This window comes from Pseudomonas sp. Leaf434 (assembly GCF_001425545.1).
In the GTDB taxonomy this organism is placed as follows: domain Bacteria; phylum Pseudomonadota; class Gammaproteobacteria; order Pseudomonadales; family Pseudomonadaceae; genus Aquipseudomonas; species Aquipseudomonas siliginis.
In genome coordinates, this window is record NZ_LMQZ01000010.1 from 52,325 (window position 1) to 75,528 (window position 23,204).

Sequence of the window (23,204 nt, forward strand, 5' to 3'; positions counted from 1 at the left end):
GAAGCCCCATGTCCGAGCCACGCAAGATCCTCGTCACCAGCGCCCTGCCCTACGCCAACGGTTCGATCCACCTTGGCCACATGCTGGAATACATCCAGACCGATATGTGGGTGCGCTTCCAGAAGCATCGCGGCAACCAATGCATCTATGTCTGCGCCGACGACGCCCACGGTTCGGCGATCATGCTGCGCGCAGAAAAGGAAGGCATCACCCCGGAACAACTGATCGCCAACGTGCAGGCTGAACACAGCGCCGACTTTGCCGAATTTCTTGTCGATTTCGACAATTTCCACTCCACTCACGCCGAAGAAAACCGTGAGCTGTCGAGCCAGATCTACCTCAAGCTGCGTGACGCCGGGCACATCGCCCAGCGCTCGATCACGCAGTATTTCGACCCGGAAAAGAAAATGTTCCTGGCCGACCGCTTCATCAAGGGCACCTGCCCGAAATGCGGCACCGAAGATCAGTACGGCGACAACTGCGAAAAATGCGGCGCGACCTACGCACCGACCGACCTGAAGGATCCGAAGTCGGCTATCTCTGGCGCCACCCCGGTGCTCAAGGATTCCCAGCACTTCTTCTTCAAGCTGCCGGACTTCCAGGAAATGCTGCAGGCCTGGACCCGCAGCGGCACGCTGCAAGACGCCGTGGCCAACAAGATCGCCGAATGGCTGGATGCCGGCCTTCAGCAGTGGGACATCTCGCGCGATGCGCCGTACTTCGGCTTCGAGATCCCGGGCGAGCCGGGCAAGTATTTCTATGTATGGCTGGATGCGCCGATCGGTTACATGGCCAGCTTCAAGAACCTCTGCAACCGTACGCCGGAACTGGACTTCGACGCGTTCTGGGGCAAGGACTCGACTGCCGAGCTGTATCACTTCATCGGCAAGGACATCGTCAATTTCCACGCGCTGTTCTGGCCAGCGATGCTTGAAGGCGCCGGCTTCCGCAAGCCGACCGGCATCAACGTGCACGGCTACCTGACCGTCAACGGCCAGAAAATGTCCAAGTCGCGCGGCACCTTCATCAAGGCCCGCACTTATCTGGATCATCTGTCGCCGGAATACCTGCGCTACTACTACGCGGCCAAGCTTGGCCGTGGCGTCGATGACCTCGATCTGAACCTTGAAGACTTCGTGCAGAAGGTCAACTCCGACCTGGTCGGCAAAGTGGTCAACATCGCCAGCCGTTGCGCCGGGTTTATCCACAAAGGCAACGGCGGCCTGCTGGTCGACAACAATGCCGCGCCGGAGCTGACCGAGGCCTTCCTCGCCGCCGCGCCGAGCATTGCCGACGCCTACGAGGCCCGCGATTTTGCCCGCGCCATGCGTGAAATCATGGCCCTGGCTGACCGCGCCAACGCGTGGATCGCCGACAAGGCCCCGTGGTCGCTGAACAAGCAGGAAGGCAAGCAGGATGAAGTCCAGGCGATCTGCGCCACCGGCATCAACCTGTTCCGCCAGTTGGTGATCTTCCTCAAACCGGTACTGCCGCTGCTGGCCGCTGATGCCGAGGCGTTCCTCAACGTCGCGCCGCTGACCTGGAATGACCACACCACCCTGCTGGCCAATCACCAGCTCAACGAATTCAAACCGTTGATGACCCGCATCGACCCGGTAAAAGTGCAAGCCATGACCGACGCATCGAAAGAAGACCTGACCGCCAGCCAGACCGACACCGGCGAAGCCAAGCCTGCGGGCAACGGCGAACTGGCCAAGGATCCGCTGTCGCCGGAAATCGATTTCGACGCCTTTGCCGCCATCGATTTGCGCGTTGCTTTGATCGTCAAGGCCGAACACGTCGAAGGCGCCGACAAGCTGCTGCGCCTGACCCTCGACATCGGTGACGAACAACGCAACGTGTTCTCCGGGATCAAGAGCGCGTATCCGGACCCGTCCAAGCTCGACGGTCGCCTGACCATGATGATTGCCAACCTCAAGCCACGGAAAATGAAGTTCGGTATTTCCGAAGGCATGGTGATGGCGGCGGGCCCTGGTGGTGAAGAGATTTACCTGCTGAGCCCGGACAGCGGCGCCAAGCCGGGTCAGCGCATCAAGTAAGAGGTTGCCGTAAAACGATCCCACCGACGTGCTCTGCATGCCGGTGGGATTTTTCATATCTGGCCCGATAGTGCCTACCCTTAAGAGACACCCGCCCGTTTCGCTGGCAGAACCATGACCGAACTCGTGTTAACGCTGATCAGTGCTGCGCTGCTCAACAACTTCGTGTTGCACTGGCCGCTGGGCGTCGCTCCGCTGTTGGCGGGCAGCCGACGCCAGGTCCATGCGCTGGGGTTGGCGACGTTGTGCCTGATGGTGGTGGTCGGCGTTATCGGTCAGGCGATCTGGCAGTGGATACTGCTGCCGTTGCAGCTTGAAGCGCTGCGCCTGTTCGTGTTTCTGCCATTGAGTGTGTTGTTGATCGCGCCGCTGCTGAAACTGCTGGCGCGCGGGCTGCCGGATTGGCCGTTCGACGGATTGTGGCCGCTGCTGCTCGGCAATGCCGGCGTACTCGGGCTGGCGTTGATCAATGCGCAAAACGATCATGGCCTGCTGCACGCAACGGCGTTGAGCTTCGGCGCCGGGCTGGGTTTCTGGCTGGTATTGAGTGTGTTCTGCGACCTGCGCGAGCGCACGGTCGACAACGATATTCCCCTGCCCTTTCGCGGCCTGCCGATCGACCTGATCAGCGCCGGACTGATCGCAGTGATTTTTCTCGGATTCAGTGGATTGATCAAAACATGAGTCTGATTCAACGCATCGATGCCCTGCTGCCGCAGACCCAATGCGGCAAGTGCGGCCATCCCGGATGCAAACCCTATGCGCAAGGCATTGTTGATGGCGAGCCGATCAACAAGTGCCCGCCGGGCGGCGAGGAGACTATCGCCGCCCTGGCCGATCTGTTGAAAATACCGGTCCTGGAACTGGACATCAGCCGTGGCCAGGCACCGCCGCAAATCGCCTTCATCCGCGAGGCCGAATGCATCGGCTGCACCAAATGCATTCAGGCCTGCCCGGTCGACGCCATCGTCGGCGCGGCAAAACTCATGCACACGGTGCTGATCGACGAGTGCACCGGTTGTGATCTGTGCGTTGCGCCGTGCCCTGTCGACTGCATAGAAATGCATCCTTTGCCTGCGAACACGATCCCAGTGGTTGGCGGTCTCGCATTCGATCTCGAAGAACAGCGCGCACGCGCTGAAAAGCGTGACCATGCGCGCCAGCGTTTCGAGCGACGCAACCAGCGCTTGCTGCATGAAGAACAGCAAAAGCAGGCTGAACGTGAAGCGCGAGCCGCGCGTGCGGTACAACCGCAAGTATCGACCGGCGACCCGGTGCTGGCTGCGCTGGAGCGGGTGCGTGCGCAAAAAGCCGCGAACGCTGATGCGGCGCTGAAGAAGGCCAAGGTCGATGTGGCGATGAGTCGAGCGCAACTGCACAAATCGCTGAAAGCCTTCGGTCACCCGCCTACGTTCGAGCAGCAGTCGCAATTGATCGTCCTGCAGCAACAATTCGAAGCCGCCGAGCAGGCGCTGGCGAACCTGGAAAGCAGCCAACCGGCAATTCCCGCCGTTCCCGCACCGACCAACGACACCGAACTGAAGCGAGCCAAGATCCAGTTGGCCATGCGCCGCGCCGAATTGAAAAAAGCTCAGGCAGCGGAGGCTGCGCCGCGCCGAATTGAAAAAAGCTCAGGCAGCGGAGGCTGCGCCGGAGCAGATCGCAGCACTGGAGCAAGCCGTGAGTGACGCCGAGCGCCGGGTGCAAGACCATGCCGCCCCTTGAGCCAGTGGACGATCGCCTGCAACAGGCGATGAACACCGTGCTGCTGGCCGCTTTGCCGGGTCTGCTCGCATTATTCTGGCTGTATGGCTGGGGCGTGTTGATCAACCTTTCCCTGGCGGTTGTCAGTGCTTTGCTCGTCGAAGCGGGCGTCGCCTGTCTGCGTCGGCAAACGGTGCAAGCGGCAATGCGTGATGGCAGCGCGCTGGTCAGTGCGATGTTGCTGGCCGCCGCGCTGCCGGCTTATTGCCCTTGGTGGCTGACGGTCATTGCGACCGCTTCAGGTCTGTTGTTCGGCAAACATCTGTATGGCGGCGTCGGCAAAAACCCGTTCAACCCGGCGATGCTTGGCTTTGTCCTGAGCATGGTGCTGTTCCCGCAAGCGATGACCCATTGGCCCGCTCATGGCCTGGACTTTCTTGCGGCGCTGCAACAGGTTTTCAGTCCAGCGCAGGCGCCGGACGCTTGGGTGCAAGCCACGGCACTGGACAGTCTGCGCATCAATAAAAGCCTGACCATGCAGGAGCTGTTCGCCAGCAACCCGGCCTTCGGCCGCTTCGGCGGGCGCGGTGTGGAATGGGTGAATCTGGCGTTTCTGCTCGGCGGCCTGTGGCTGTTGCAGCGGCGGATCTTTTCCTGGCACGCACCGATGGGGATGCTCGCCAGCCTGTTCGTCATCAGCCTGTTGTGCTGGAACGGATCGGGTTCGGATTCCCATGGTTCGCCGCTGTTTCAGCTGTTCAGCGGCGCGACCATGCTCGGTGCATTTTTTATTGTGACCGAGCCGGTGTCCGGCGCGAAAAGCGCCCTTGCCCGCCTGCTGTTCGGTGTTGGCGTCGGCCTGCTGACTTATCTGATTCGCACGTGGGGTGGTTACCCGGACGGCGTCGCGTTTGCGGTATTGCTGATGAATCTTCTGGTGCCGGCACTCGAACGCTTCGCCCTCAGCCGCCAGTCGAAGGTGAACGCGTGAACCGCTCAGCGAGTGTCGCGACGGTGGTGCTGCTGGCACTCGTTGGCGTGAGTGCGACATACGTGTTGCAGCGCAGCAGTGCACCGCAGATTGCCAGCGAGCAGCGCTTGCTCGACAGCCGCAAATTGCTTGATGTCATGCCTGCCGCGCTCTACGACAATCAGCCGCTGGAGCAACCGCTGACGCTCGCCGAGCCTGCTTTGCGCCATAGCACGCTGTCAGGCGGCTATCGAGCGACCCGCTCCGGACAGACAGTTGCAGTGCTGTTGCGCAGTCGCAGTGAAGGTTACGCAGGTACTCTGGAACTGCTGATTGCCATTGATGCTAATGGCAAACTTTTAGGCGTGAAAACCCTTGAGCAGCGCGAAACGCCAGGATTGGGTGGTTACATCGGTGAATGGCCGAATGCCTGGCTTCAGGCCTTCGTCGGCAAATCCCGTACTGAGCCGACAGACGCCGGTTGGGCGCTGAAAAAGGATCAGGGGCAGTTCGATCAGATCGCTGGCGCGACCATTACCTCCCGTGCCGCCATTGACGCACTTCATGACGCACTGCGTTATTTCGACGAGCATCGGGCGCTGCTGTTGGGGACTGGCCCATGAAGCGCACGGTGAATTTATTGATGCTGGTGCCGCTACTGGGCGCCACACCAACATTCAGCGCTGCACTGGGGATAACCTTGATGCTCAGCGCGGTACTCGGTGTATTTGCCGTCTGCATGTCGCCGCTGCGCGAGCGCCTGACGGGCACCCGTGCCTTGCTCGCGAGCCTGATACTTGCTGCGACGTTGACCAGTTGCGCGGATATTGTGGCGCAACGCTGGTTTTTGCCATGGCAGCAGACGTCTGAGCTCTACATAGGGCTGATCGCCTTGCACTGCGTCGTGCTTGAATACCACGGTGCCTTCCGCGACCCCGTCGCTGTCAGCTTCAAACGCTGCGCCATGTTCGGCGCGCTCATGCTGGTAGTCGGCGGGCTGCGCGAGATTATCGGTTATGGCAGCCTTGGCCGAGGCCTTTCGGAGCATTGGCCAGGTCTGGTTTTGTTCCCCGAAGGGCTGCGTCTGATTACGCTGGTTCCCGGCGCTTTCGTTTTACTGGGCCTGCTTCTCGCCGCCCGTCAGGCGTGGACACGCCGCAACTCTGTCATCAAGGAAACGCATCGCCCATGAATGCTGCAAAACGTCTTGAGATATTTCGCCGACTGCACGAAGACAATCCCGAGCCGAAAACCGAACTGGCCTACTCTTCGCCGTTCGAGCTGCTGATTGCGGTGATTCTTTCGGCGCAGTCCACCGATGTCGGCGTCAACAAGGCGACTGCCAAACTCTTTCCCGTCGCCAATACACCCGCTGCTATTCATGCACTGGGTGTCGAGGGGCTGTCCGAGTACATCAAGACCATTGGCCTGTACAACAGCAAGGCGAAAAACGTCATCGAAACCTGCCGTCTGCTGGTTGAGCGTCATGGCGGTGAAGTCCCGCAAACCCGGGAAGAACTGGAAGCCCTGCCGGGCGTCGGACGCAAGACCGCCAACGTGGTGCTCAACACCGCTTTCCGTCAATTGACCATGGCGGTCGACACGCACATTTTCCGCGTCAGCAATCGCACCGGCATCGCGCCGGGGAAAAATGTGGTGGAAGTTGAAATGAAGCTGATGAAGTTTGTACCGAAAGAATTCCTGCTCGACTCCCATCACTGGCTGATTTTGCATGGCCGTTATGTGTGCCTGGCGCGTAAACCGCGCTGTGGCAGCTGCCGCATCGAAGACTTGTGCGAATACAAACACAAAACTTCCGACGATTGAGCGGTCATCGGTTTTTCGCATCCATCGATTGAAAAAATCTTTTTTACCCGCCGCAGTAATGTCGATATAAGGAGCGCCAAAGGCAGTCTTAGCCGGGAGTTGACTTCATGAGTACCGACACAGAGCAACTGGATGTAGAAGAAGATCTTATTGCCACCGACGCCGATGAGGTCGAACCGGTGGTTGAAGTGGCCAAGACCAACCTTAGCAAGCGTCGCACAATCGACAACCTGCTTGAGGAGCGCCGACTGCAAAGGCAATTGGCCGACTACGATTATGATCTGTGATATCTGAAGGCCTCCCGAGACGGAGGCTTTTCATTTTCTGCGACAACCGAGCTTGATCGGCCCATGACGTTCTCAGCTGTCGAATAGTTCAAACCAGGCCGTTACGCTGCGCCAGCTCGATCAGATCAACCAGAGAACGTGCATTGAGTTTCAGCAACAGACGAGTCTTGTATGTGCTCACAGTCTTGTTGCTCAAGAACATGCCATCAGCAATTTCCTTGTTGGTCTTGCCGCGCGCCAATTGCTGCAACACCATCATTTCCCGGCCGGACAGACGATCCACCATGTCCGCTTCGCTCGCATTGCCCAGACTGGTACGCACGGTGTGCAGCGCCTGATTGGGGAAATAACTGTAGCCGGACAGAACCGCCTTGATCGCACTGAGCAATTCGGTCAGATCCTGCTGTTTGCACACGTAACCCGCTGCGCCCGATTGCATGCAACGCATTGAAAAATGCCCGGGAGCCTGGGAAGTCAGCACCAGCACTTTCACCGGCATGGCAGTGGAGGTCAGGCGCGCAATAACTTCCAGTCCGTCGAGTTTGGGTATTCCAATATCCAGAATGACAAGATCCGGTATTTGTTCACGAGCAATTTGTAGTGCATCAACGCCATTATCCGTTTCTGCAATGACTTCGTAGCCATGCCGTTCCATCAGCATACGTACCGCAAGTCGAATGACGGGGTGGTCATCCACGATCAGCACTTTATTCATGGGCAAGTCCAGTTTTCGCTGTTCGAATTTTTAGAACACGCACGATATCCCAGTCACTTGCTTCAAGGCATGGCAACTTTTACACGCATTTGCATCCAGAGACATTCCCTACAGGCATTGAGGATAATTCCCACAAATTCGCTGCCCTTGCCCCATTGCAACCGCCTTCCGATCTTTCATACGACGGTGGAGTTTGATCTTCATGCAGCCGAGTCCTACGCCGTGGTGGGTCGTTGGAAAACTTCAACAGGTGCAATTACGAAACTTCATACACGATGATTTACCTGTCAAATTGGCCCTGGGCAAGCACTGGGACATATGACGTAACGAACCGACACAACCACCTGTTCGACACAACATCGTTGATTCTATAAAACTTTAGTTAACAGCCGCGCACTTACACAAGCGCCTTTGCTATCGCTGAAATAACCAACTCAAATTCGACAAACTACGTAGAAGCAAAACTATGCTAAAGATAAAAAACAAAATCACCAACCCCATGACAGTCATCGCCATATTTGCAATTCTTTCGGAAACTTCGGCGGCGGTATCGTTACCGTTTCTTGACAATAAAGACCGAGAAATTTATGTCTGGTTTTTGATCAGCTTTCCCTTTTACTTGTTATTCCTGTTCTTTATCACTCTCAACTTCAATCATCGCTCGCTTTATTCGCCTTCAGACTTCGGCAAAGACAAAAGCTTTTTGAAAACTACTCAAAATAACCAGAGGGACGAATCCTTTCGCGAAGCAGGCGAGCGTTGCGCTTTTGAGCTGACCAGTTGCATCGTGTCGGGTAAAACCGGACCAGGCCGATTCCCTATTCCCTGCAGAGTTCACAACGCGCCGGACCCACCGCTCGGTCCACGCGACCGAACCCATCCGGTTGTGCAGAATATCAAGCTGTCACCCTGGGTAAGTGAACTGAACATCATTGACGCAAGAGGCATTGATGCAGCGAAGGAATTCGATGCCATCTTCGAAACGCTAAAAGGCGTCGATAAAAAGCACGCGCGGGTTCTCGTATTTCTTTGTAATCATGCGTCAGACGCCCTTGCCCACTCCGCATTGCAACAGATCAGGCAGGCCAAGAAAGGCTCAGGAGCCACACTGTGCATCGTATATAACCTGTGTTCGCAGACGGTGACATTACTGGGACGAACCAGCTGAACCGGGTCAAGACTGCGCGCAGATACACGAGGGAGCCTGATGAACCAGAAAAAAAAGATGAAAAAAAGGCGGCCCTGAACAGGCCGCCTTTTTTATTGCGCGTCGGTCTGAGCCACTCAGAACAACTTGCGGCCCTTGTTGGCAGCAATGCGCATGCGCAGCGCGTTGAGCTTGATGAAGCCCGCCGCATCGGCTTGGTTGTAAGCGCCGCCATCTTCTTCGAAGGTGGCGATGTTGGCGTCGAACAGCGAATCGTCGGACTTGCGGCCGGTGACGATGACGTTGCCCTTGTACAGCTTCAGGCGCACTACGCCGTTCACGTTGACCTGCGAAGCGTCGATCATCTGTTGCAGCATCAGACGCTCAGGGCTCCACCAGTAGCCGGTGTAGATCAGGCTGGCGTACTTGGGCATCAGCTCGTCTTTGAGGTGAGCGACTTCGCGGTCCAGAGTGATCGATTCGATGGCGCGGTGAGCGCGCAGCATGATGGTGCCACCCGGGGTCTCGTAGCAGCCACGGGACTTCATGCCGACGTAACGGTTTTCGACGATGTCGAGACGACCGATGCCGTGCTCGCCGCCGATCTTGTTCAGCGTCGCCAGTACGGTGGCCGGGGTCATTTCGACGCCGTCCAGCGCGACGATGTCGCCGTTGCGGTAAGTCAGTTCCAGGTATTGCGGGGTGTCGGGAGCCTTCTCCGGGGAGACGGTCCAGCGCCACATGTCTTCTTCGTGCTCGGTCCAGGTGTCTTCCAGCACGCCGCCTTCATAGGAGATGTGCAGCAGGTTGGCGTCCATCGAGTACGGAGATTTTTTCTTGCCGTGGCGTTCGATCGGGATCGCGTGCTTCTCGGCGTAGTCCATCAGCTTCTCGCGCGACAGCAGGTCCCACTCGCGCCAAGGGGCGATGACTTTCACGCCTGGCTTGAGCGCGTAGGCGCCCAGTTCGAAGCGCACCTGGTCGTTGCCCTTGCCGGTGGCGCCATGGGAAATGGCGTCGGCGCCGGTTTCGTTGGCGATTTCGATCAGGCGCTTGGCGATCAGCGGACGGGCGATGGAAGTACCCAGCAGGTACTCGCCTTCGTAAACGGTGTTGGCGCGGAACATCGGGAACACGAAATCACGCACGAACTCTTCGCGCAGATCGTCGATGTAGATTTCTTTGACGCCCATGGCCTGAGCCTTGGCGCGGGCCGGCTCGACCTCTTCGCCTTGACCGAGATCGGCGGTGAAAGTCACCACTTCACAGTTATAAGTATCCTGCAGCCACTTGAGGATCACCGAAGTGTCCAGGCCGCCGGAATACGCCAGAACGACCTTGTTTACGTCCGCCATGCCATCACTCCACGGGGTTCTACGGAAAGCCGGGGAGTCTACCGCTCAAACGCGATAATTTACAGAGGCGCGACAGCTTAAGACGACAAAGCGACAGAATCTGTCGAGAGCGCGACGATGACCGGCGAGTCAGGAAGTCGCTGCGGCGGTGGCTGGCGTACTCGCTTGCGGCGCTGGCGCAGGGGCTGTGGTCGGTGCCACACGTGACAGTTTCACATTGACCCGGCGATTCTTCGCACGATTGGCTTTGCTGGTGTTCGGCACGATCGGATACTGCTCGCCGTGGAAACGCACGGTGATCTGCGATTCCTGAATGCCGTTGGCCTTGAAGAAATCGACTACCGCCAGCGCGCGGCGGCGCGACAATTCGCGGTTGGTCAGGCGATTGCCGCTGTTGTCGGAATGGCCGTCGAGGTCAATGTGGTTCACCGTCGGGTCGGCCTTCATGTATTCGAGCATCACTTGCAGCTTGGCCTTGGCAGCCGGGTCCAGCTCAACGCCTTCGCCGGGGAAGCCGATCTGCGACTGCTTGATCTGGTCGAAATTCTGCGGCAGCAATTTCGCCACGCAGCCTTGATAGTCGTTGAACGCCTTGCTGAATTTCACCGGCAACAAACGCACTTCCGACACCCGGCCATCGCCAGACGCACGGCGAACTACCGGGCTACGGCCGTCCAGCAGACCGCTGATCAGCCCACCGGCCTGGGATTGCGAGCTGTTGAACAACACATTGCCACTGCCCAGCCGTACCGAGCCCAGATTGATATCGCCGCGCCCCGGCTGCCACGGTGCAGCGGCAGCGAGCAACGTCGCCGAGCCGCCACCAAGCATGGCGTTGTAGGCATTCAGGCGAAAGATCGCCTGCTCACCGGCCTTGCGCACGAACTCGCCCGAGCCGAAATCAGTGATCGGTTGCGTCAGGCGGCATTCGAACTGGTCGCCGGCGACCGTCCACTCAATGTTCTCCAGACGGGTCTGGTAAGTCAGCGCCATCGCGGGAAGGCTGGCAAACACACTGAGCAGGGCTAAATAACGCTGGCGCACGGGAGGCTCCATTGGCTTGTGAAACACAAACACCGATTCACACAATGTTTACGGCATACCTTCGGGATATCGGACGCTTGTGGCAAAACTTGATAGCGGGTGCCTGCAAGAGTCTTTTCCGGTAGCATTCGCCTCAGTTTGACCCGCCTGGAATCCCCTCATGTCCGACCGCCTGACCCTGCTGCGTCCCGACGACTGGCACATTCATCTTCGCGATGGTGCCGTGTTGACCAATACCGTTGCCGATGTGGCCCGCACCTTCGGGCGCGCGATCATCATGCCGAACCTGGTACCGCCGGTGCGCAACGCCGCTGAAGCCGACGGCTATCGTCAGCGCATTCTCGCTGCCCGCCCGGCCGGCAGTCAGTTCGAGCCGTTGATGGTGCTGTACCTCACCGACCGCACCCAACCGGAAGAAATTCGTCAGGCCAAGGCCAGCGGTTTCGTCTACGCCGCCAAGCTTTACCCGGCCGGCGCGACCACCAATTCCGATTCCGGCGTGACCAGCATCGACAAGATCTTCCCGGCGCTCGAAGCCATGGCCGAAGTCGGCATGCCGCTGTTGATCCACGGTGAAGTCACCCGTGGCGACGTCGATGTGTTCGACCGCGAAAAAATCTTCATCGATGAGCACATGCGCCGCGTGGTCGAGCGCTTCCCGACGCTGAAAGTGGTGTTCGAGCACATCACCACCGGTGACGCCGTGCAATTCGTCAACGAGGCTTCGGCCAACGTCGGCGCGACCATCACCGCGCACCACCTGTTGTACAACCGTAACCACATGCTGGTGGGCGGGATTCGGCCACATTTCTATTGCTTGCCGATCCTCAAGCGCAACACCCATCAGGAAGCCTTGCTCGATGCCGCCACCAGCGGCAGCGCCAAGTTCTTCCTCGGCACCGACTCGGCGCCCCACGCCCAGCACGCCAAGGAAGCCGCCTGCGGTTGCGCCGGTTGCTACACCGCCTACGCCGCCATCGAGATGTATGCCGAAGCGTTTGAACAGCGTAATGCGCTGGACAAGCTCGAAGCCTTCGCCAGCCTCAACGGCCCGCGTTTCTACGGCCTGCCGGCAAACACCGATCGCATCACCCTGGTTCGCGAAGAATGGACTGCCCCAACCAGCCTGCCATTTGGCGAGCTGACCGTTATCCCGCTGCGCGCCGGTGAAAAACTGCGCTGGCGCCTGCTGGAGGAACACGCGTGAGTGAAGAGCATTTCGACGATGAGCTGGACGGTCAAAGTGGTGGCGGCGGCTCCCGTCACCCGATGGCAGCGCGTTTTCGCGGCTACCTGCCGGTTGTCGTCGACGTAGAAACCGGTGGCTTCAACGCAGCCACCGATGCCCTGCTGGAGATTGCCGCGACCACCATCGCCATGGATGAAAAGGGTTTCGTCTACCCGGATCACACCTACTTCTTCCGCGTCGAGCCATTCGAAGGTGCGAACGTTGAAGCGGCAGCGCTGGAGTTCACCGGGATCAAGCTCGATCACCCGCTGCGCATGGCCGTCAGTGAAGAAACCGCGCTGACCGATATTTTCCGTGGCATCCGCAAGGCCCTGAAAGCCAACGGCTGCAAGCGGGCGATTCTGGTCGGGCACAACAGCAGCTTCGATCTGGGCTTTCTCAACGCAGCAGTTGCGCGCCTGGACATGAAGCGCAACCCGTTCCACCCGTTCTCCAGTTTCGACACCGCGACCCTGGCGGGTCTGGCGTACGGTCAGACCGTGCTGGCGAAAGCCTGTCAGGCCGCCGGCATCGATTTCGACGGTCGTGAGGCGCACTCGGCGCGCTACGACACCGAAAAGACCGCTGAGCTGTTCTGCGGCATCGTCAATCGCTGGAAACAGATGGGCGGCTGGGAAGACTTCGACGACTGATCCTCGGCGAACAAATCCCGCGCATAAAAAAACCGGCCACATGGGCCGGTTTTTTTGTACCTCGACGTTGCGCCTTACAGGGCAGCAGCGTTTTCGGTCAGGTAAGCCGCAACGCCTTCTGGCGAAGCGTTCATGCCTTTGTCGCCTTTCTTCCAGTTGGCCGGGCAGACTTCGCCGTGCTCTTCGTGGAATTGCAGCGCGTCGACCAGACGGATCAGCTCTTCCATGTTACGGCCCAGCGGCAGGTCGTTGATGATCTGCGAGCGAACCACGCCTTTGTCGTCGATCAGGAACGCGCCACGGAAAGCCACGCCGCCTTCGGATTCAACGTCGTAAGCCTTGGCGATGTCGTGCTTCATGTCGGCAGCCATGGTGTATTTCACCTGGCCGATGCCGCCATTGTTCACTGGAGTGTTGCGCCAGGCGTTGTGGGTGAAGTGCGAGTCGATCGACACAGCGATCACTTCAACGTTGCGCGCCTTGAAGTCAGCCATGCGGTTGTCCAGAGCGATCAGCTCGGACGGGCAGACGAAGGTGAAGTCCAGCGGGTAGAAGAACACCAGGCCGTATTTGCCTTTGATGGCCGAGGACAGGGTGAAGCTGTCAACGATCTCGCCATTGCCGAGTACGGCCGGGACGGTGAAGTCTGGGGCTTGTTTGCCTACGAGTACGCTCATTGATATCTCCTGGTGTAGAAACTTGAAGTTCAGGGTCCGGGCCAGCCTGTCACCCTCAGGCGACAGCCCTGTGACACGAACCCTCTTCGCAAGGGACGACCATCATACACTGCGTGTTTGGCCTGTCCGTAACGGATTTTCCCTGTTCGGTTATCCACTGCGTATTCATGGGGTCAGACGCGCATTTAGAAAATACCGTTCGTCAGTCGCTGGGAAATTGGCTGGGAAGCGTTCCGAAAGCACTTTGACAATCATTCTCGTTAACATTAAGATCCATCGCAATTGAGTCACAACCAGCGACGGTTCTTACTTATGTATGTTTGCCTCTGCACTGGCGTCACCGACGGACAGATCCGCGAAGCGATCTATGAAGGTTGCTGCAGCTACAAAGAAGTTCGCCAGGCCACCGGCGTCGCCAGCCAGTGCGGCAAATGCGCCTGCCTTGCCAAGGAAGTGGTGCGCGAAACCCTGACCAAGCTGCAAACCGCCCAGGCCGCGATCCCTTACCCTGTAGAATTTACTGCTGCGTAAATGCCCCCATTTCAAAGAACCGGACTTCGCGTCCGGTTTTTTTATGCCTGAAAATCAATTGCTTAGCGTCCAGACGCGGAACACAAACATTCTTATTCCGATTAATTTTCATTTATTATTCAATAACTTAGGTTTGACACTTATAAACACCAAGCTCAAACTCCGCCTTATATACAGTTAATACAGGGCAGGACTCCGATCATGAAAGGCGACATTACAGTCATCCAGCATCTCAACAAGATCCTTGCCAATGAGCTGGTCGCGATCAATCAGTACTTCCTGCATGCGCGCATGTATGAAGATTGGGGTCTGAACAAGCTCGGCAAGCACGAATATCACGAATCCATCGACGAGATGAAACACGCGGACAAGCTGATCAAGCGCATCCTGTTCCTTGAAGGCCTGCCAAATGTGCAGGACCTGGGCAAGCTGCACATCGGCGAACACACCCGCGAAATGCTCGAATGCGACCTGCGCATCGAAAAGACCGGCCACGCTGACCTGAAAGCCGCCATCGCCCATTGCGAAACCGTTGGCGACTTCGGCAGCCGTGAACTGCTCGAAGACATTCTCGAGTCGGAAGAAGAACACATCGACTGGCTGGAAACCCAGCTCGGCCTGATCGACAAGATCGGCCTGGAAAACTATCTGCAGTCGCAGATGGGCGAAGAGTAGGAGCTGTCGAGTGAAACGAGGCGGCGATCTTTATCGATTTCAGCCTTGATACTCAGTCAACTCATATAACCAACAAAAAGCCCCGCCCTCTTTCGAGGTGCGGGGCTTTTTGTTGGCCGAAGATCAAAAGATCGCAGCCTCGTTTCACTCGACAGCTCCTACGGGAGACGCGTCGTCGAGCGAAACTCTATGAACGTAGAATCAGGCTTCGGACTTGTTCGCCGCTGCCGCTTCGACAGCCGCCTTGATGGTGCTTTGCAGCGAACCGTCTGCAGCCATCTCGGTCATGATGTCGCTGCCGCCGACCAGCTCACCGCCGACCCACAGTTGCGGGAAAGTCGGCCAGTTGGCGTACTTTGGCAGGTTGGCGCGGATTTCCGGGTTCTGCAGGATGTCCACGTACGCGAACTTTTCACCACAGGCCATCACGGCTTGCGCAGCTTTTGCGGAGAAGCCGCACTGCGGGGCATTCGGCGAGCCTTTCATGTAAAGCAGAATGGTGTTGTTGGCAATCTGCTCTTTAATCGTTTCGATGATATCCATGGAGCACCTCGGCTGAACTTTCCGACTCAGAGGTCGGCACGGTGGCGCATTGTAACGGAATCCCGAGCGCCATGCTCGGTCTCCCCGACAGACCCGCTCAAGCCGCCGCCACTGTCACCGGCACACCGTTCAACGCCGCGTTGCCCGACAGTTCGTCAAGCTGGCACTCGTCGGTCAGGTCGTTGGCGCTCGACCCCGGCTGGCCGCTGGCAATCGCCATCTGCACGCCCGGGCGCGCGTGGCCCCAACCGTGGGGCAGGCTGACCACGCCTTTCATCATGTCGAGACTGGCGAGCACTTCCACCTCGATCTGCCCGACCCGCGAACTCACCCGAACCCGCTGCCCGTCGGCCAGACCACGGCTGGCCAGGTCATCCGGGTGCATCAGCAACTGATGCCGTGGCTTACCCTTCACCAGTCGATGGAAATTATGCATCCACGAATTATTGCTGCGTACATGGCGGCGACCGATCATCAACAATTCATCGGCTGCCGGCGCCTGCAACGCGGCAAAGCGTGCGAGGTCGGCGAGAATTTCCGGCGGTGCGGCCTGGATACGCTGATTCGGCGTTTTCAGACGTGACGCCAGATTCGGCTTCAGCGCCCCAAGATCAATGCCGTGCGGATGATCGAACAGCGTCGCCAGCGACAACTTGTGCTCGGACGCATCGCCGTAGCGGCCCATGCGCAGGCCCATGTCGATCATCTTCGCCGGCGGCATCGTCGGTTTCAGTTCTTTACCGGTTTTCTCGGCGAAGGCCTTGGCCAGCCCGACGAAGATCTCCCAATCATGCAAAGCCCCCTCGGGCTTGCCGAGGATGGCGCGATTGAAGCGGGTCACGTTACGCACCGCGAACAGGTTGAAAGTGGTGTCGTAGTGGTCGTTTTCCAGCGCCGAGGTCGACGGCAGGATCAGATCGGCATAGCGCGTGGTTTCGTTGATGTACAGGTCGATGCTGAGCATGAAGTCGAGGCCGTCCAGCGCCTGCTCCAACTGCCGGCCGTTGGGTGTCGACAACACCGGGTTGCCGGCCACGGTGATCAGCGCGCGGATCTGCCCCTCGCCCTCCGTGAGCATCTCTTCGGCCAGTGCCGAGACCGGCAACTCGCCGCCGTATTCCGGACGACCGGAAACCCGGCTCTGCCATTTGTTGAAATGCCCGCCCGAGGTCGACGCCACCAGATCCACAGCGGGTTCGGTGCACAGTGCACCGCCAACGCGGTCGAGATTGCCGGTGACCAGATTGATCAACTGCACCACCCAATGACAGAGAGTGCCGAAGGCCTGGGTCGAGACGCCCATGCGCCCATAGCAGACGGCACTCGGTGCGGCAGCGAAGTCGCGCGCCAGTTGGCGAATCTGTTCGGCAGGCACCGCGCAGAGCGGGCTCATCGCTTCGGCGCTGAATTCAGCCACGGCGTTTCGCACTTCGTCGAGGCCATCGACCGGCAAATGGCTGTCGCGGGTCAGGCCTTCGCTGAACAGCGTATTGAGCATGCCGAACAGCAACGCCGCATCGCCGCCCGGGCGGACGAACACGTGCTGATCGGCCATCGCTGCGGTTTCGCTGCGGCGCGGATCGACTACCACCACTTTGCCACCGCGCGCCTGAATCGCCTTCAGGCGCTTCTCGACGTCCGGCACGGTCATGATGCTGCCGTTGGACGCCAGCGGATTACCGCCGAGGATCAGCATGAAATCGGTGTGATCGATGTCCGGAATCGGCAACAGCAAGCCGTGGCCGTACATCAGATAGCTGCTGAGGTGGTGCGGCAGTTGATCGACCGACGTTGCCGAATAGCGATTGCGGGTTTTCAGCAACCCCAGGAAGTAATTGCTGTGGGTCATCAGGCCGTAGTTGTGCACGCTCGGATTGCCCTGATACACCGCAACGGCGTTCTGGCCGTGACGTTCCTGAATCGCCGCGAGTTTCTCGGCCACCAAGGCAAACGCCTCGTCCCACTTGATCGGCAGCCATTCGCTGCCGACGCGGCGCATCGGCTGACGCAGGCGATCGGGATCGTTCTGAATATCTTGCAGGGCCACGGCTTTCGGGCAGATATGGCCGCGGCTGAAGGTGTCGAGGGCATCACCCTTGATCGAGGTGATCGCGACGTTGCCATCGGTTTCCGTGGTTTCGATGGTCAGGCCGCAAATGGCTTCGCACAGGTGGCATGCACGGTGGTGAAGAGTCTTGGTCATGGCCAGTCCCTGTCTTGTTCGGGAGCAGGCAATCACGCCCGCGGGAACAAAACTATGGCCCGTGCGCGGAACAGGCGCCAGCGACGTTCGTCTCGTGAATCGACGGTTATCAGGGCAGCCGATAAACCGTCGCGATCAGTTCGAAGGCAACTGCGGCGGTGCGGCCAGCTGGATTTCCTGGATGGTTTCGATCTGCTCGTGGGCGACGTGGACGCCGGTGAGCTCGCCGATCAACCGCCAGTGCTCATCGAGCCCGGCGCTGATGGTGGCCATGCGATCGATCATGTGTCGGCCGGCGGATTTGACCACTTCGTCGTCACTGCGCAGCAACTCGAAAGACATCGAGGTGACTGACGCGGTGAGATGGGTCAGAGAGCGAGCCGTGTGGCCCAGCAGTTCCATTAACAGTTGTTCTTTCGATTCCATGCGGAGGCTTCCTGCGTCGCTCGAAACTTATTTATAACCCAGCACTTTGCTTTAGCAAATGTTTCAGTCTGAACATCCGACCAAGCGAATCGGTGGCGCAGCGTTCGCAAACCGACCGGGACCGCTGCGTTGCCGTCGCGGCGCATTGCCAAGCGCGGCGGCGCCAGTGTACAAAGAGGCTCACCGCTGTACTGAATCCGGCTTCAACATGCGTGATCGAAATGCTCGGTCCGCGCTCCGAATCCCGCAGACAAAAGTACCCTATTGGAAAAACGCGACATTTAGTGTCAATATCGCGCCTTCCCCTATTTCGTCGCCCCGTGCGGCTTACGCCGCAGGTCTCGCCCGTTGTTCCGTTAAACAAGGCTTTGAGCATCTGCGGTCTGTAGCAAAAAGGTAGTCAATGATGAGCGCAAGGCACTTTCTCTCCCTGATGGATTGCACGCCCGAAGAGCTGGTCAGCGTGATCCGTCGAGGCGTTGAGCTCAAGGACCTGCGTAACCGCGGCGTACTGTTCGAGCCTCTGAAAAACCGCGTGCTGGGGATGATCTTCGAAAAATCCTCGACCCGTACCCGGATCTCCTTCGAGGCCGGCATGATCCAGCTCGGCGGCCAGGCAATCTTCCTGTCCCCGCGCGATACCCAACTGGGCCGTGGCGAGCCGATCAGCGACTGCGCCATCGTCATGTCGAGCATGCTCGATGCGGTGATGATCCGCACCTTCGCCCACAGCACCCTCACCGAATTCGCCGCCAACTCGCGGGTGCCGGTGATCAACGGCCTGTCCGATGATCTGCACCCGTGCCAGTTGCTCGCCGACATGCAGACCTTCCTTGAGCACCGTGGCTCGATCCAGGGCAAGACTGTGGCCTGGATCGGTGACGGCAACAACATGTGCAACAGCTATATAGAAGCGGCGATCCAGTTCGACTTCCAGTTGCGCGTTGCCTGCCCGGAAGGCTACGAGCCGAACCCGGAATTCGTCGCCCAGGCTGGTGATCGCGTGACCATCGTCCGCGATCCGCAAGACGCCGTGCGTGGCGCGCATCTGGTCAGCACCGACGTCTGGACTTCGATGGGTCAGGAAGAGGAAACTGCCAAGCGCCTCAAGCTGTTCGCGCCGTTTCAGGTCAACCGTGCCTTGCTCGACCTCGCTGCCGAGGACGTGCTGTTCATGCACTGCCTGCCGGCGCACCGTGGCGAAGAAATCAGTCTCGACCTGCTCGATGACCCGCGCTCCGTCGCCTGGGATCAGGCAGAAAACCGTCTCCACGCACAGAAGGCCCTGCTCGAGTTCCTCGTCGAACCGGCATATCACCACGCATGAGCCATGAATTACTGCTGAACCTGCGCAACCTCGCTTGCGGCTACCAAGATCAACGCGTGGTGCAGAACCTCAATCTGCACCTCAACGCCGGCGACATCGGCTGCCTGCTCGGCTCGTCCGGCTGCGGCAAGACCACCACCCTGCGCGCAATCGCCGGTTTCGAACCGGTGCATGAAGGCGAAATCACCCTCGGTGGCGAAACCCTCTCCAGCGCCGGTTTCACCCTGGCACCGGAGAAACGCCGGATCGGCATGGTGTTTCAGGACTACGCGCTGTTCCCGCACCTGAGCGTGGCCGACAACATCGCTTTCGGCATTCGCAAGCACCCGAACAAGGCGCGCGTGGTCGAAGAGCTGCTGGAACTGGTCAACCTGAAAAACCTCGGCAAGCGCTTCCCCCACGAATTGTCCGGCGGTCAGCAACAGCGCGTCGCCCTCGCCCGCGCCCTGGCGCCGGAGCCGCAGTTGCTGCTGCTCGACGAGCCGTTCTCCAATCTCGATGGCGAACTGCGCCGCAAGCTCAGCCATGAGGTGCGCGACATCCTCAAGGCCCGTGGTACCAGCGCGATTCTGGTCACCCACGATCAGGAAGAAGCCTTTGCCGTCAGCGATCACGTTGGCGTATTCAAGGAAGGTCGGCTGGAACAGTGGGATACGCCCTACAACCTCTACCACGAACCGGCGACGCCGTATGTCGCCAGTTTCATCGGTCAGGGCTATTTCATTCGCGGCCAGCTCGTCACCCCGGAATCGGTGCAGACCGAGCTGGGTGAACTGCGCGGCAACCGTGCTTACACTTGGCCGATTGGCGGTGCGGTGGATGTGCTGTTGCGTCCGGATGACATTGTTTATGGACCGGACAGCGCGTTGAAGGCGCAGATTGTCGGCAAGACATTCCTCGGCGCGGCGACCTTGTATCGCCTGCAACTGCCGACCGGCGCGCAGCTGGAATCGATCTTCCCCAGCCATGCCGATCATCTGGTTGGGGCGCAGGTCGGGATTCGCGTAGCGGCGGATCACCTGGTGCTGTTCCAGGCATCCGGCAGCACGGCGGCGCAGATTCCGGCGGTGGAAAACGGCGTCCGTCGGTTCAGCACCAGCCTTTGATCCGCACTGGATAAAAATTGTGGGAGCGAGCCTGCTCGCGAATGCGGTGTTTCAGTCGCCGAAGATGTTGACTGAAAGAGCGCTTTCGCGAGCAGGCTCGCTCCCACAGTTGGTATTGCCTCAGCCTAAAAACAGGGTACCGCTGGCCACAAGCGTCGCATTGCCGCCAATCTTCACCCGCTCACCTTCCAGCCGACAAAACAACTCGCCGCCCCGCGCCGAGCGCTGGCACGCGGTCAGATTCGTTTTGCCCAGACGCTTGGACCAGTACGGAATCAGGCTGCAATGCGTCGAACCGGTCACCGGATCTTCATTGATACCGATCGCCGGGGCGAAATAGCGCGAGACGAAATCATGCTGGTTGCCACGCGCGGTGACGATTGCACCCAGCCATGGCAGTTTCGCCAGCGCCGCCATGTCCGGTTTGCAGTCGAGCACGGCCTGCTCCGATTCCAGCACCACGAACAGTTCGTTGGAGCCGAGCACATCAACAGCCTCGACACCCAGCGCCCGCTCGACATCCAGCGTCACGCCGATTTCCGAAGGCACGATGGTCGGGAAATCCAGCCACAAGCGGTCGCCTTCGCGGCTGACACTCAACGGCCCGGACTTGCAGATGAAGTCGATGCGTTCGGCACTTTCCTTATAGATTTCGAACAGTACAAACGCGCTGGCCAGGGTCGCATGCCCGCACAGCGGCACTTCGGTGGTCGGGGTGAACCAGCGGATATGCCAGGCTTGCGCTTCGCGCACCAGAAACGCAGTCTCCGCCAGGTTGTGTTCGGCGGCGATCTTCTGCATCAAATCATCGGCCAGCCAGCTGTCGAGCCGATAGACCATCGCCGGATTGCCACTGAACGGCCGATCACTGAACGCGTCGACCTGATGAAACGCAAGCTGCATGATTTTCTCCCTGAATTGGTCGACCGAGCATGCAACGGCGGCCCGGATCAGTGCCAGTGACAGAAGCGCAATTTTTTCTTCATACAGCCGGCGCGCATTTTACGCCCGGCCGATATCGGCGAACTGCGCCTGGGTGTACTCGGCCAGCACCGCCGGTGCCAATTCCACTTCCAGTCCTCGCCGCCCGGCACTCACATAGATAGTCGCGAACCCCTGAGCGGAATTGTCGATGAAGGTGCGCAGGCGTTTCTTCTGCCCGAGCGGGCTGATGCCGCCCAACAGGTAGCCGGTGGAGCGTTGCGCTGCAGCGGGATCAGCCATTTCGGCTTTCTTCACTCCAGCGGCATGGGCCAGCCCTTTGAGGTCGAGCGTTCCGACGACCGGCACCACAGCCACCAGCAGTTCGCCTTTTTCACTGGCGGCCAGCAAGGTTTTGAACACTTGCGCCGGTTCGAGCCCGAGCTTCTCCGCCGCCTCCAGCCCATAGGACGCGGCTTTCGGATCATGTTCGTAACTGTGCACGCGATGTTCGGCACGAACTTTTTTCAACAAGTCCAACGCTGGGGTCATGGCAGCTCCGGGTTCGGCAATCTTTGAAAAAACCTGCGGCAGATTCTAGGTCATCGTTGGGCAAAAGGCTCTATTCCAAGCCGCGAATCCCGTGGCTTCACGCCGCATTCAAGCTGATCGCCGCGCTGATCATTCACATGGCGAATAGTTTTATTGTGACCGACAGTTCACTTTCGACCTTTGACAGGTTTGTTTCTTGTCTATATTTTTTCGAATCTGAATAATGTAAGAATCATGCTTCGCGCAGTACCCAGCAGTAACCCGGGAACCGAATGGGGATTCCGACCCGGTGAAGATCGCGCCCTGCTCCGTTGGCAAGGCGCCACACAAGAAAAAGAACCGAGGTTTTCAATGACAGCTGCTTTACCGCAACCATCGCTTTCCGGCCAATGCATGGCCGAATTCCTGGGCACCGCCCTTCTGATCTTCTTCGGCACCGGTTGTGTCGCCGCGCTCAAAGTCGCGGGCGCCAGCTTCGGCCTGTGGGAGATCAGCATCATCTGGGGCGTCGGCGTGAGCATGGCGATCTACCTCACCGCCGGGGTTTCCGGCGCGCATCTGAATCCGGCCGTGAGCATCGCTCTGGCAATCTTCGCTGACTTCGAAAAGCGCAAACTGCCGTTCTACATCCTTTCGCAGATTACCGGCGCCTTCTGCGGCGCATTGCTGGTCTACACGCTCTACAGCAATCTGTTCTTCGATTACGAACAAACCCACCAGATGATTCGTGGCTCGGCCGCCAGCCTGGAATTGGCGTCGGTGTTCTCCACCTACCCGAACCCGGTGCTGTCGACGGCCCAGGCCTTTCTGGTCGAGATGATCATCACCGCGATCCTGATGGGCGTGATCATGGCCCTGACCGATGACAACAACGGCCTGCCACGCGGCCCGATGGCGCCGCTGCTGATCGGTTTGCTGATCGCCGTGATCGGCAGTGCGATGGGCCCGCTGACCGGTTTCGCGATGAACCCTGCGCGTGACTTCGGTCCGAAACTGATGACTTTCTTTACCGGTTGGGGTGAAATTTCCTTCACCGGTGGTCGTGATATTCCGTACTTCCTGATTCCGATTTTTGCACCGATTGTCGGTGCCTGCCTCGGCGCTGCCGGGTATCGCGGGCTGATTGCCCGTCACCTGACCGGCGCCACACCTGCTACAAAGGATGCAGAACCGGCCATTGACGGCAAACCAAGAACATCTTGAAACAGTCGGCGCCGGCTCCTGCCCATCCGAGCCGGCGCCACGGCCCACTC

General features: G+C 59.0%; 24 protein-coding genes and 1 pseudogene. 16 read left to right on the forward strand and 9 right to left on the reverse strand.

Annotation, left to right across the window (positions count from 1 at the left end; translation table 11 throughout):
- The first annotated feature begins 8 nt into the window (after nucleotides 1-8).
- The 8 genes and pseudogenes from metG (at nucleotide 9) to ASG55_RS20800 (ending at nucleotide 6,848) form a co-directional block, all read left to right on the forward strand.
- Entirely contained in the window at nucleotides 9-2,060 is a 2,052-nt protein-coding gene (gene metG, locus ASG55_RS20765; protein WP_056790002.1) for a methionine--tRNA ligase, read from the forward strand.
- Nucleotides 2,061-2,174: 114 nt separating this feature from the next.
- Nucleotides 2,175-2,744, forward strand: a complete 570-nt coding sequence (locus tag ASG55_RS20770) for an Rnf-Nqr domain containing protein (RefSeq protein ID WP_056790005.1) — start codon at nucleotides 2,175-2,177, stop codon at nucleotides 2,742-2,744.
- A pseudogene (gene rsxB, locus ASG55_RS20775) lies at nucleotides 2,741-3,785 on the forward strand (electron transport complex subunit RsxB). Before ASG55_RS20770 ends, rsxB begins: the two are co-directional and overlap by 4 nt.
- Complete coding sequence (locus tag ASG55_RS20780; RefSeq protein ID WP_056790356.1) at nucleotides 3,772-4,755, forward strand: RnfABCDGE type electron transport complex subunit D; 984 nt, start codon at nucleotides 3,772-3,774, stop codon at nucleotides 4,753-4,755. The pseudogene rsxB and the gene ASG55_RS20780 overlap by 14 nt, the downstream one beginning before the upstream one ends.
- A complete protein-coding gene (locus tag ASG55_RS20785; protein WP_056790008.1) occupies nucleotides 4,752-5,357 on the forward strand; it encodes an RnfABCDGE type electron transport complex subunit G in 606 nt (201 codons plus the stop codon). The genes ASG55_RS20780 and ASG55_RS20785 overlap by 4 nt, the downstream gene beginning before the upstream one ends.
- Nucleotides 5,354-5,926 (forward strand): Rnf-Nqr domain containing protein, encoded by a 573-nt coding sequence (locus ASG55_RS20790; RefSeq protein ID WP_056790011.1) that lies wholly within the window; start codon nucleotides 5,354-5,356, stop codon nucleotides 5,924-5,926. Before ASG55_RS20785 ends, ASG55_RS20790 begins: the two co-directional genes overlap by 4 nt.
- Nucleotides 5,923-6,561 carry an endonuclease III gene (nth, locus tag ASG55_RS20795; RefSeq protein ID WP_016773410.1) on the forward strand — a complete coding sequence of 213 codons (639 nt, stop codon included), beginning with the start codon at nucleotides 5,923-5,925 and terminating at the stop codon, nucleotides 6,559-6,561. The genes ASG55_RS20790 and nth overlap by 4 nt, the downstream gene beginning before the upstream one ends.
- A gap of 107 nt (nucleotides 6,562-6,668) precedes the next feature.
- Nucleotides 6,669-6,848, forward strand: coding sequence for a PA3496 family putative envelope integrity protein (locus ASG55_RS20800; RefSeq protein ID WP_041479865.1), 180 nt, complete (start codon nucleotides 6,669-6,671; stop codon nucleotides 6,846-6,848).
- Between the two features lie 88 nt (nucleotides 6,849-6,936).
- Here the strand turns inward: ASG55_RS20800 and ASG55_RS20805 are convergent, their stop codons facing one another.
- Entirely contained in the window at nucleotides 6,937-7,563 is a 627-nt protein-coding gene (locus tag ASG55_RS20805) for a response regulator transcription factor (protein WP_016773408.1), read from the reverse strand.
- Nucleotides 7,564-8,029: 466 nt separating this feature from the next.
- Here ASG55_RS20805 and ASG55_RS20810 point away from each other — a divergent pair, with 466 nt between their 5' ends.
- On the forward strand, nucleotides 8,030-8,731 hold the full coding sequence (locus tag ASG55_RS20810; RefSeq protein WP_056790013.1) for a hypothetical protein: 702 nt from the start codon (nucleotides 8,030-8,032) through the stop codon (nucleotides 8,729-8,731).
- 116 nt (nucleotides 8,732-8,847) lie between these two features.
- On the opposite strand, the gene ASG55_RS20815 is transcribed toward ASG55_RS20810, so the two are convergent.
- Together ASG55_RS20815 and ASG55_RS20820 are read right to left on the reverse strand one after the other, a co-directional pair.
- Nucleotides 8,848-10,065, reverse strand: coding sequence for an argininosuccinate synthase (locus ASG55_RS20815; protein WP_007953201.1), 1,218 nt, complete (start codon nucleotides 10,063-10,065; stop codon nucleotides 8,848-8,850).
- 129 nt (nucleotides 10,066-10,194) lie between these two features.
- A complete protein-coding gene (locus ASG55_RS20820; RefSeq protein WP_041479867.1) occupies nucleotides 10,195-11,109 on the reverse strand; it encodes a flagellar protein MotY in 915 nt (304 codons plus the stop codon).
- A 160-nt stretch (nucleotides 11,110-11,269) separates the two neighbouring features.
- Between ASG55_RS20820 and pyrC the strand changes: the two genes are divergently transcribed.
- Together pyrC and rnt are read left to right on the forward strand one after the other, a co-directional pair.
- Nucleotides 11,270-12,316, forward strand: a complete 1,047-nt coding sequence (gene pyrC, locus ASG55_RS20825; protein ID WP_016773405.1) for a dihydroorotase — start codon at nucleotides 11,270-11,272, stop codon at nucleotides 12,314-12,316.
- Nucleotides 12,313-12,990 carry a ribonuclease T gene (gene rnt, locus ASG55_RS20830; RefSeq protein ID WP_041479868.1) on the forward strand — a complete coding sequence of 226 codons (678 nt, stop codon included), beginning with the start codon at nucleotides 12,313-12,315 and terminating at the stop codon, nucleotides 12,988-12,990. The genes pyrC and rnt overlap by 4 nt, the downstream gene beginning before the upstream one ends.
- A gap of 74 nt (nucleotides 12,991-13,064) precedes the next feature.
- On the opposite strand, the gene ASG55_RS20835 is transcribed toward rnt, so the two are convergent.
- Nucleotides 13,065-13,667 carry a peroxiredoxin gene (locus ASG55_RS20835; protein WP_003227723.1) on the reverse strand — a complete coding sequence of 201 codons (603 nt, stop codon included), beginning with the start codon at nucleotides 13,665-13,667 and terminating at the stop codon, nucleotides 13,065-13,067.
- Between the two features lie 312 nt (nucleotides 13,668-13,979).
- Here ASG55_RS20835 and ASG55_RS20840 point away from each other — a divergent pair, with 312 nt between their 5' ends.
- Both ASG55_RS20840 and bfr read left to right on the forward strand, forming a co-directional pair.
- Nucleotides 13,980-14,198 carry a bacterioferritin-associated ferredoxin gene (locus tag ASG55_RS20840; RefSeq protein ID WP_003227725.1) on the forward strand — a complete coding sequence of 73 codons (219 nt, stop codon included), beginning with the start codon at nucleotides 13,980-13,982 and terminating at the stop codon, nucleotides 14,196-14,198.
- Between the two features lie 201 nt (nucleotides 14,199-14,399).
- A complete protein-coding gene (gene bfr, locus ASG55_RS20845) occupies nucleotides 14,400-14,873 on the forward strand; it encodes a bacterioferritin (protein ID WP_016773403.1) in 474 nt (157 codons plus the stop codon).
- Nucleotides 14,874-15,074: 201 nt separating this feature from the next.
- On the opposite strand, the gene grxD is transcribed toward bfr, so the two are convergent.
- The 3 genes from grxD to ASG55_RS20860 form a co-directional block, all read right to left on the reverse strand.
- The gene (grxD, locus tag ASG55_RS20850) at nucleotides 15,075-15,416 is read right to left on the reverse strand and encodes a Grx4 family monothiol glutaredoxin (protein WP_016773402.1); all 342 of its coding nucleotides are present in this window, start codon (nucleotides 15,414-15,416) and stop codon (nucleotides 15,075-15,077) included.
- 97 nt (nucleotides 15,417-15,513) lie between these two features.
- A complete protein-coding gene (locus ASG55_RS20855; protein ID WP_056790016.1) occupies nucleotides 15,514-17,619 on the reverse strand; it encodes a molybdopterin oxidoreductase family protein in 2,106 nt (701 codons plus the stop codon).
- Between the two features lie 135 nt (nucleotides 17,620-17,754).
- Nucleotides 17,755-18,045, reverse strand: a complete 291-nt coding sequence (locus tag ASG55_RS20860) for a hypothetical protein (RefSeq protein WP_041479870.1) — start codon at nucleotides 18,043-18,045, stop codon at nucleotides 17,755-17,757.
- 406 nt (nucleotides 18,046-18,451) lie between these two features.
- Between ASG55_RS20860 and argF the strand changes: the two genes are divergently transcribed.
- Together argF and ASG55_RS20870 are read left to right on the forward strand one after the other, a co-directional pair.
- On the forward strand, nucleotides 18,452-19,372 hold the full coding sequence (gene argF, locus ASG55_RS20865) for an ornithine carbamoyltransferase (RefSeq protein WP_024014160.1): 921 nt from the start codon (nucleotides 18,452-18,454) through the stop codon (nucleotides 19,370-19,372).
- Entirely contained in the window at nucleotides 19,369-20,478 is a 1,110-nt protein-coding gene (locus ASG55_RS20870) for an ABC transporter ATP-binding protein (protein ID WP_056790019.1), read from the forward strand. The genes argF and ASG55_RS20870 overlap by 4 nt, the downstream gene beginning before the upstream one ends.
- Before the next feature lie 120 nt (nucleotides 20,479-20,598).
- Here the strand turns inward: ASG55_RS20870 and ASG55_RS20875 are convergent, their stop codons facing one another.
- Entirely contained in the window at nucleotides 20,599-21,381 is a 783-nt protein-coding gene (locus ASG55_RS20875; RefSeq protein WP_056790022.1) for a PhzF family phenazine biosynthesis protein, read from the reverse strand.
- A 99-nt stretch (nucleotides 21,382-21,480) separates the two neighbouring features.
- Nucleotides 21,481-21,951: a Cys-tRNA(Pro) deacylase gene (ybaK, locus tag ASG55_RS20880; protein ID WP_056790025.1), complete on the reverse strand. Its 471-nt coding sequence runs from the start codon at nucleotides 21,949-21,951 to the stop codon at nucleotides 21,481-21,483.
- A gap of 351 nt (nucleotides 21,952-22,302) precedes the next feature.
- On the opposite strand from ybaK, the gene ASG55_RS20885 reads away from it, so the two are divergent.
- Complete coding sequence (locus ASG55_RS20885; protein ID WP_056790028.1) at nucleotides 22,303-23,154, forward strand: MIP/aquaporin family protein; 852 nt, start codon at nucleotides 22,303-22,305, stop codon at nucleotides 23,152-23,154.
- Nucleotides 23,155-23,204: the final 50 nt, after the last annotated feature.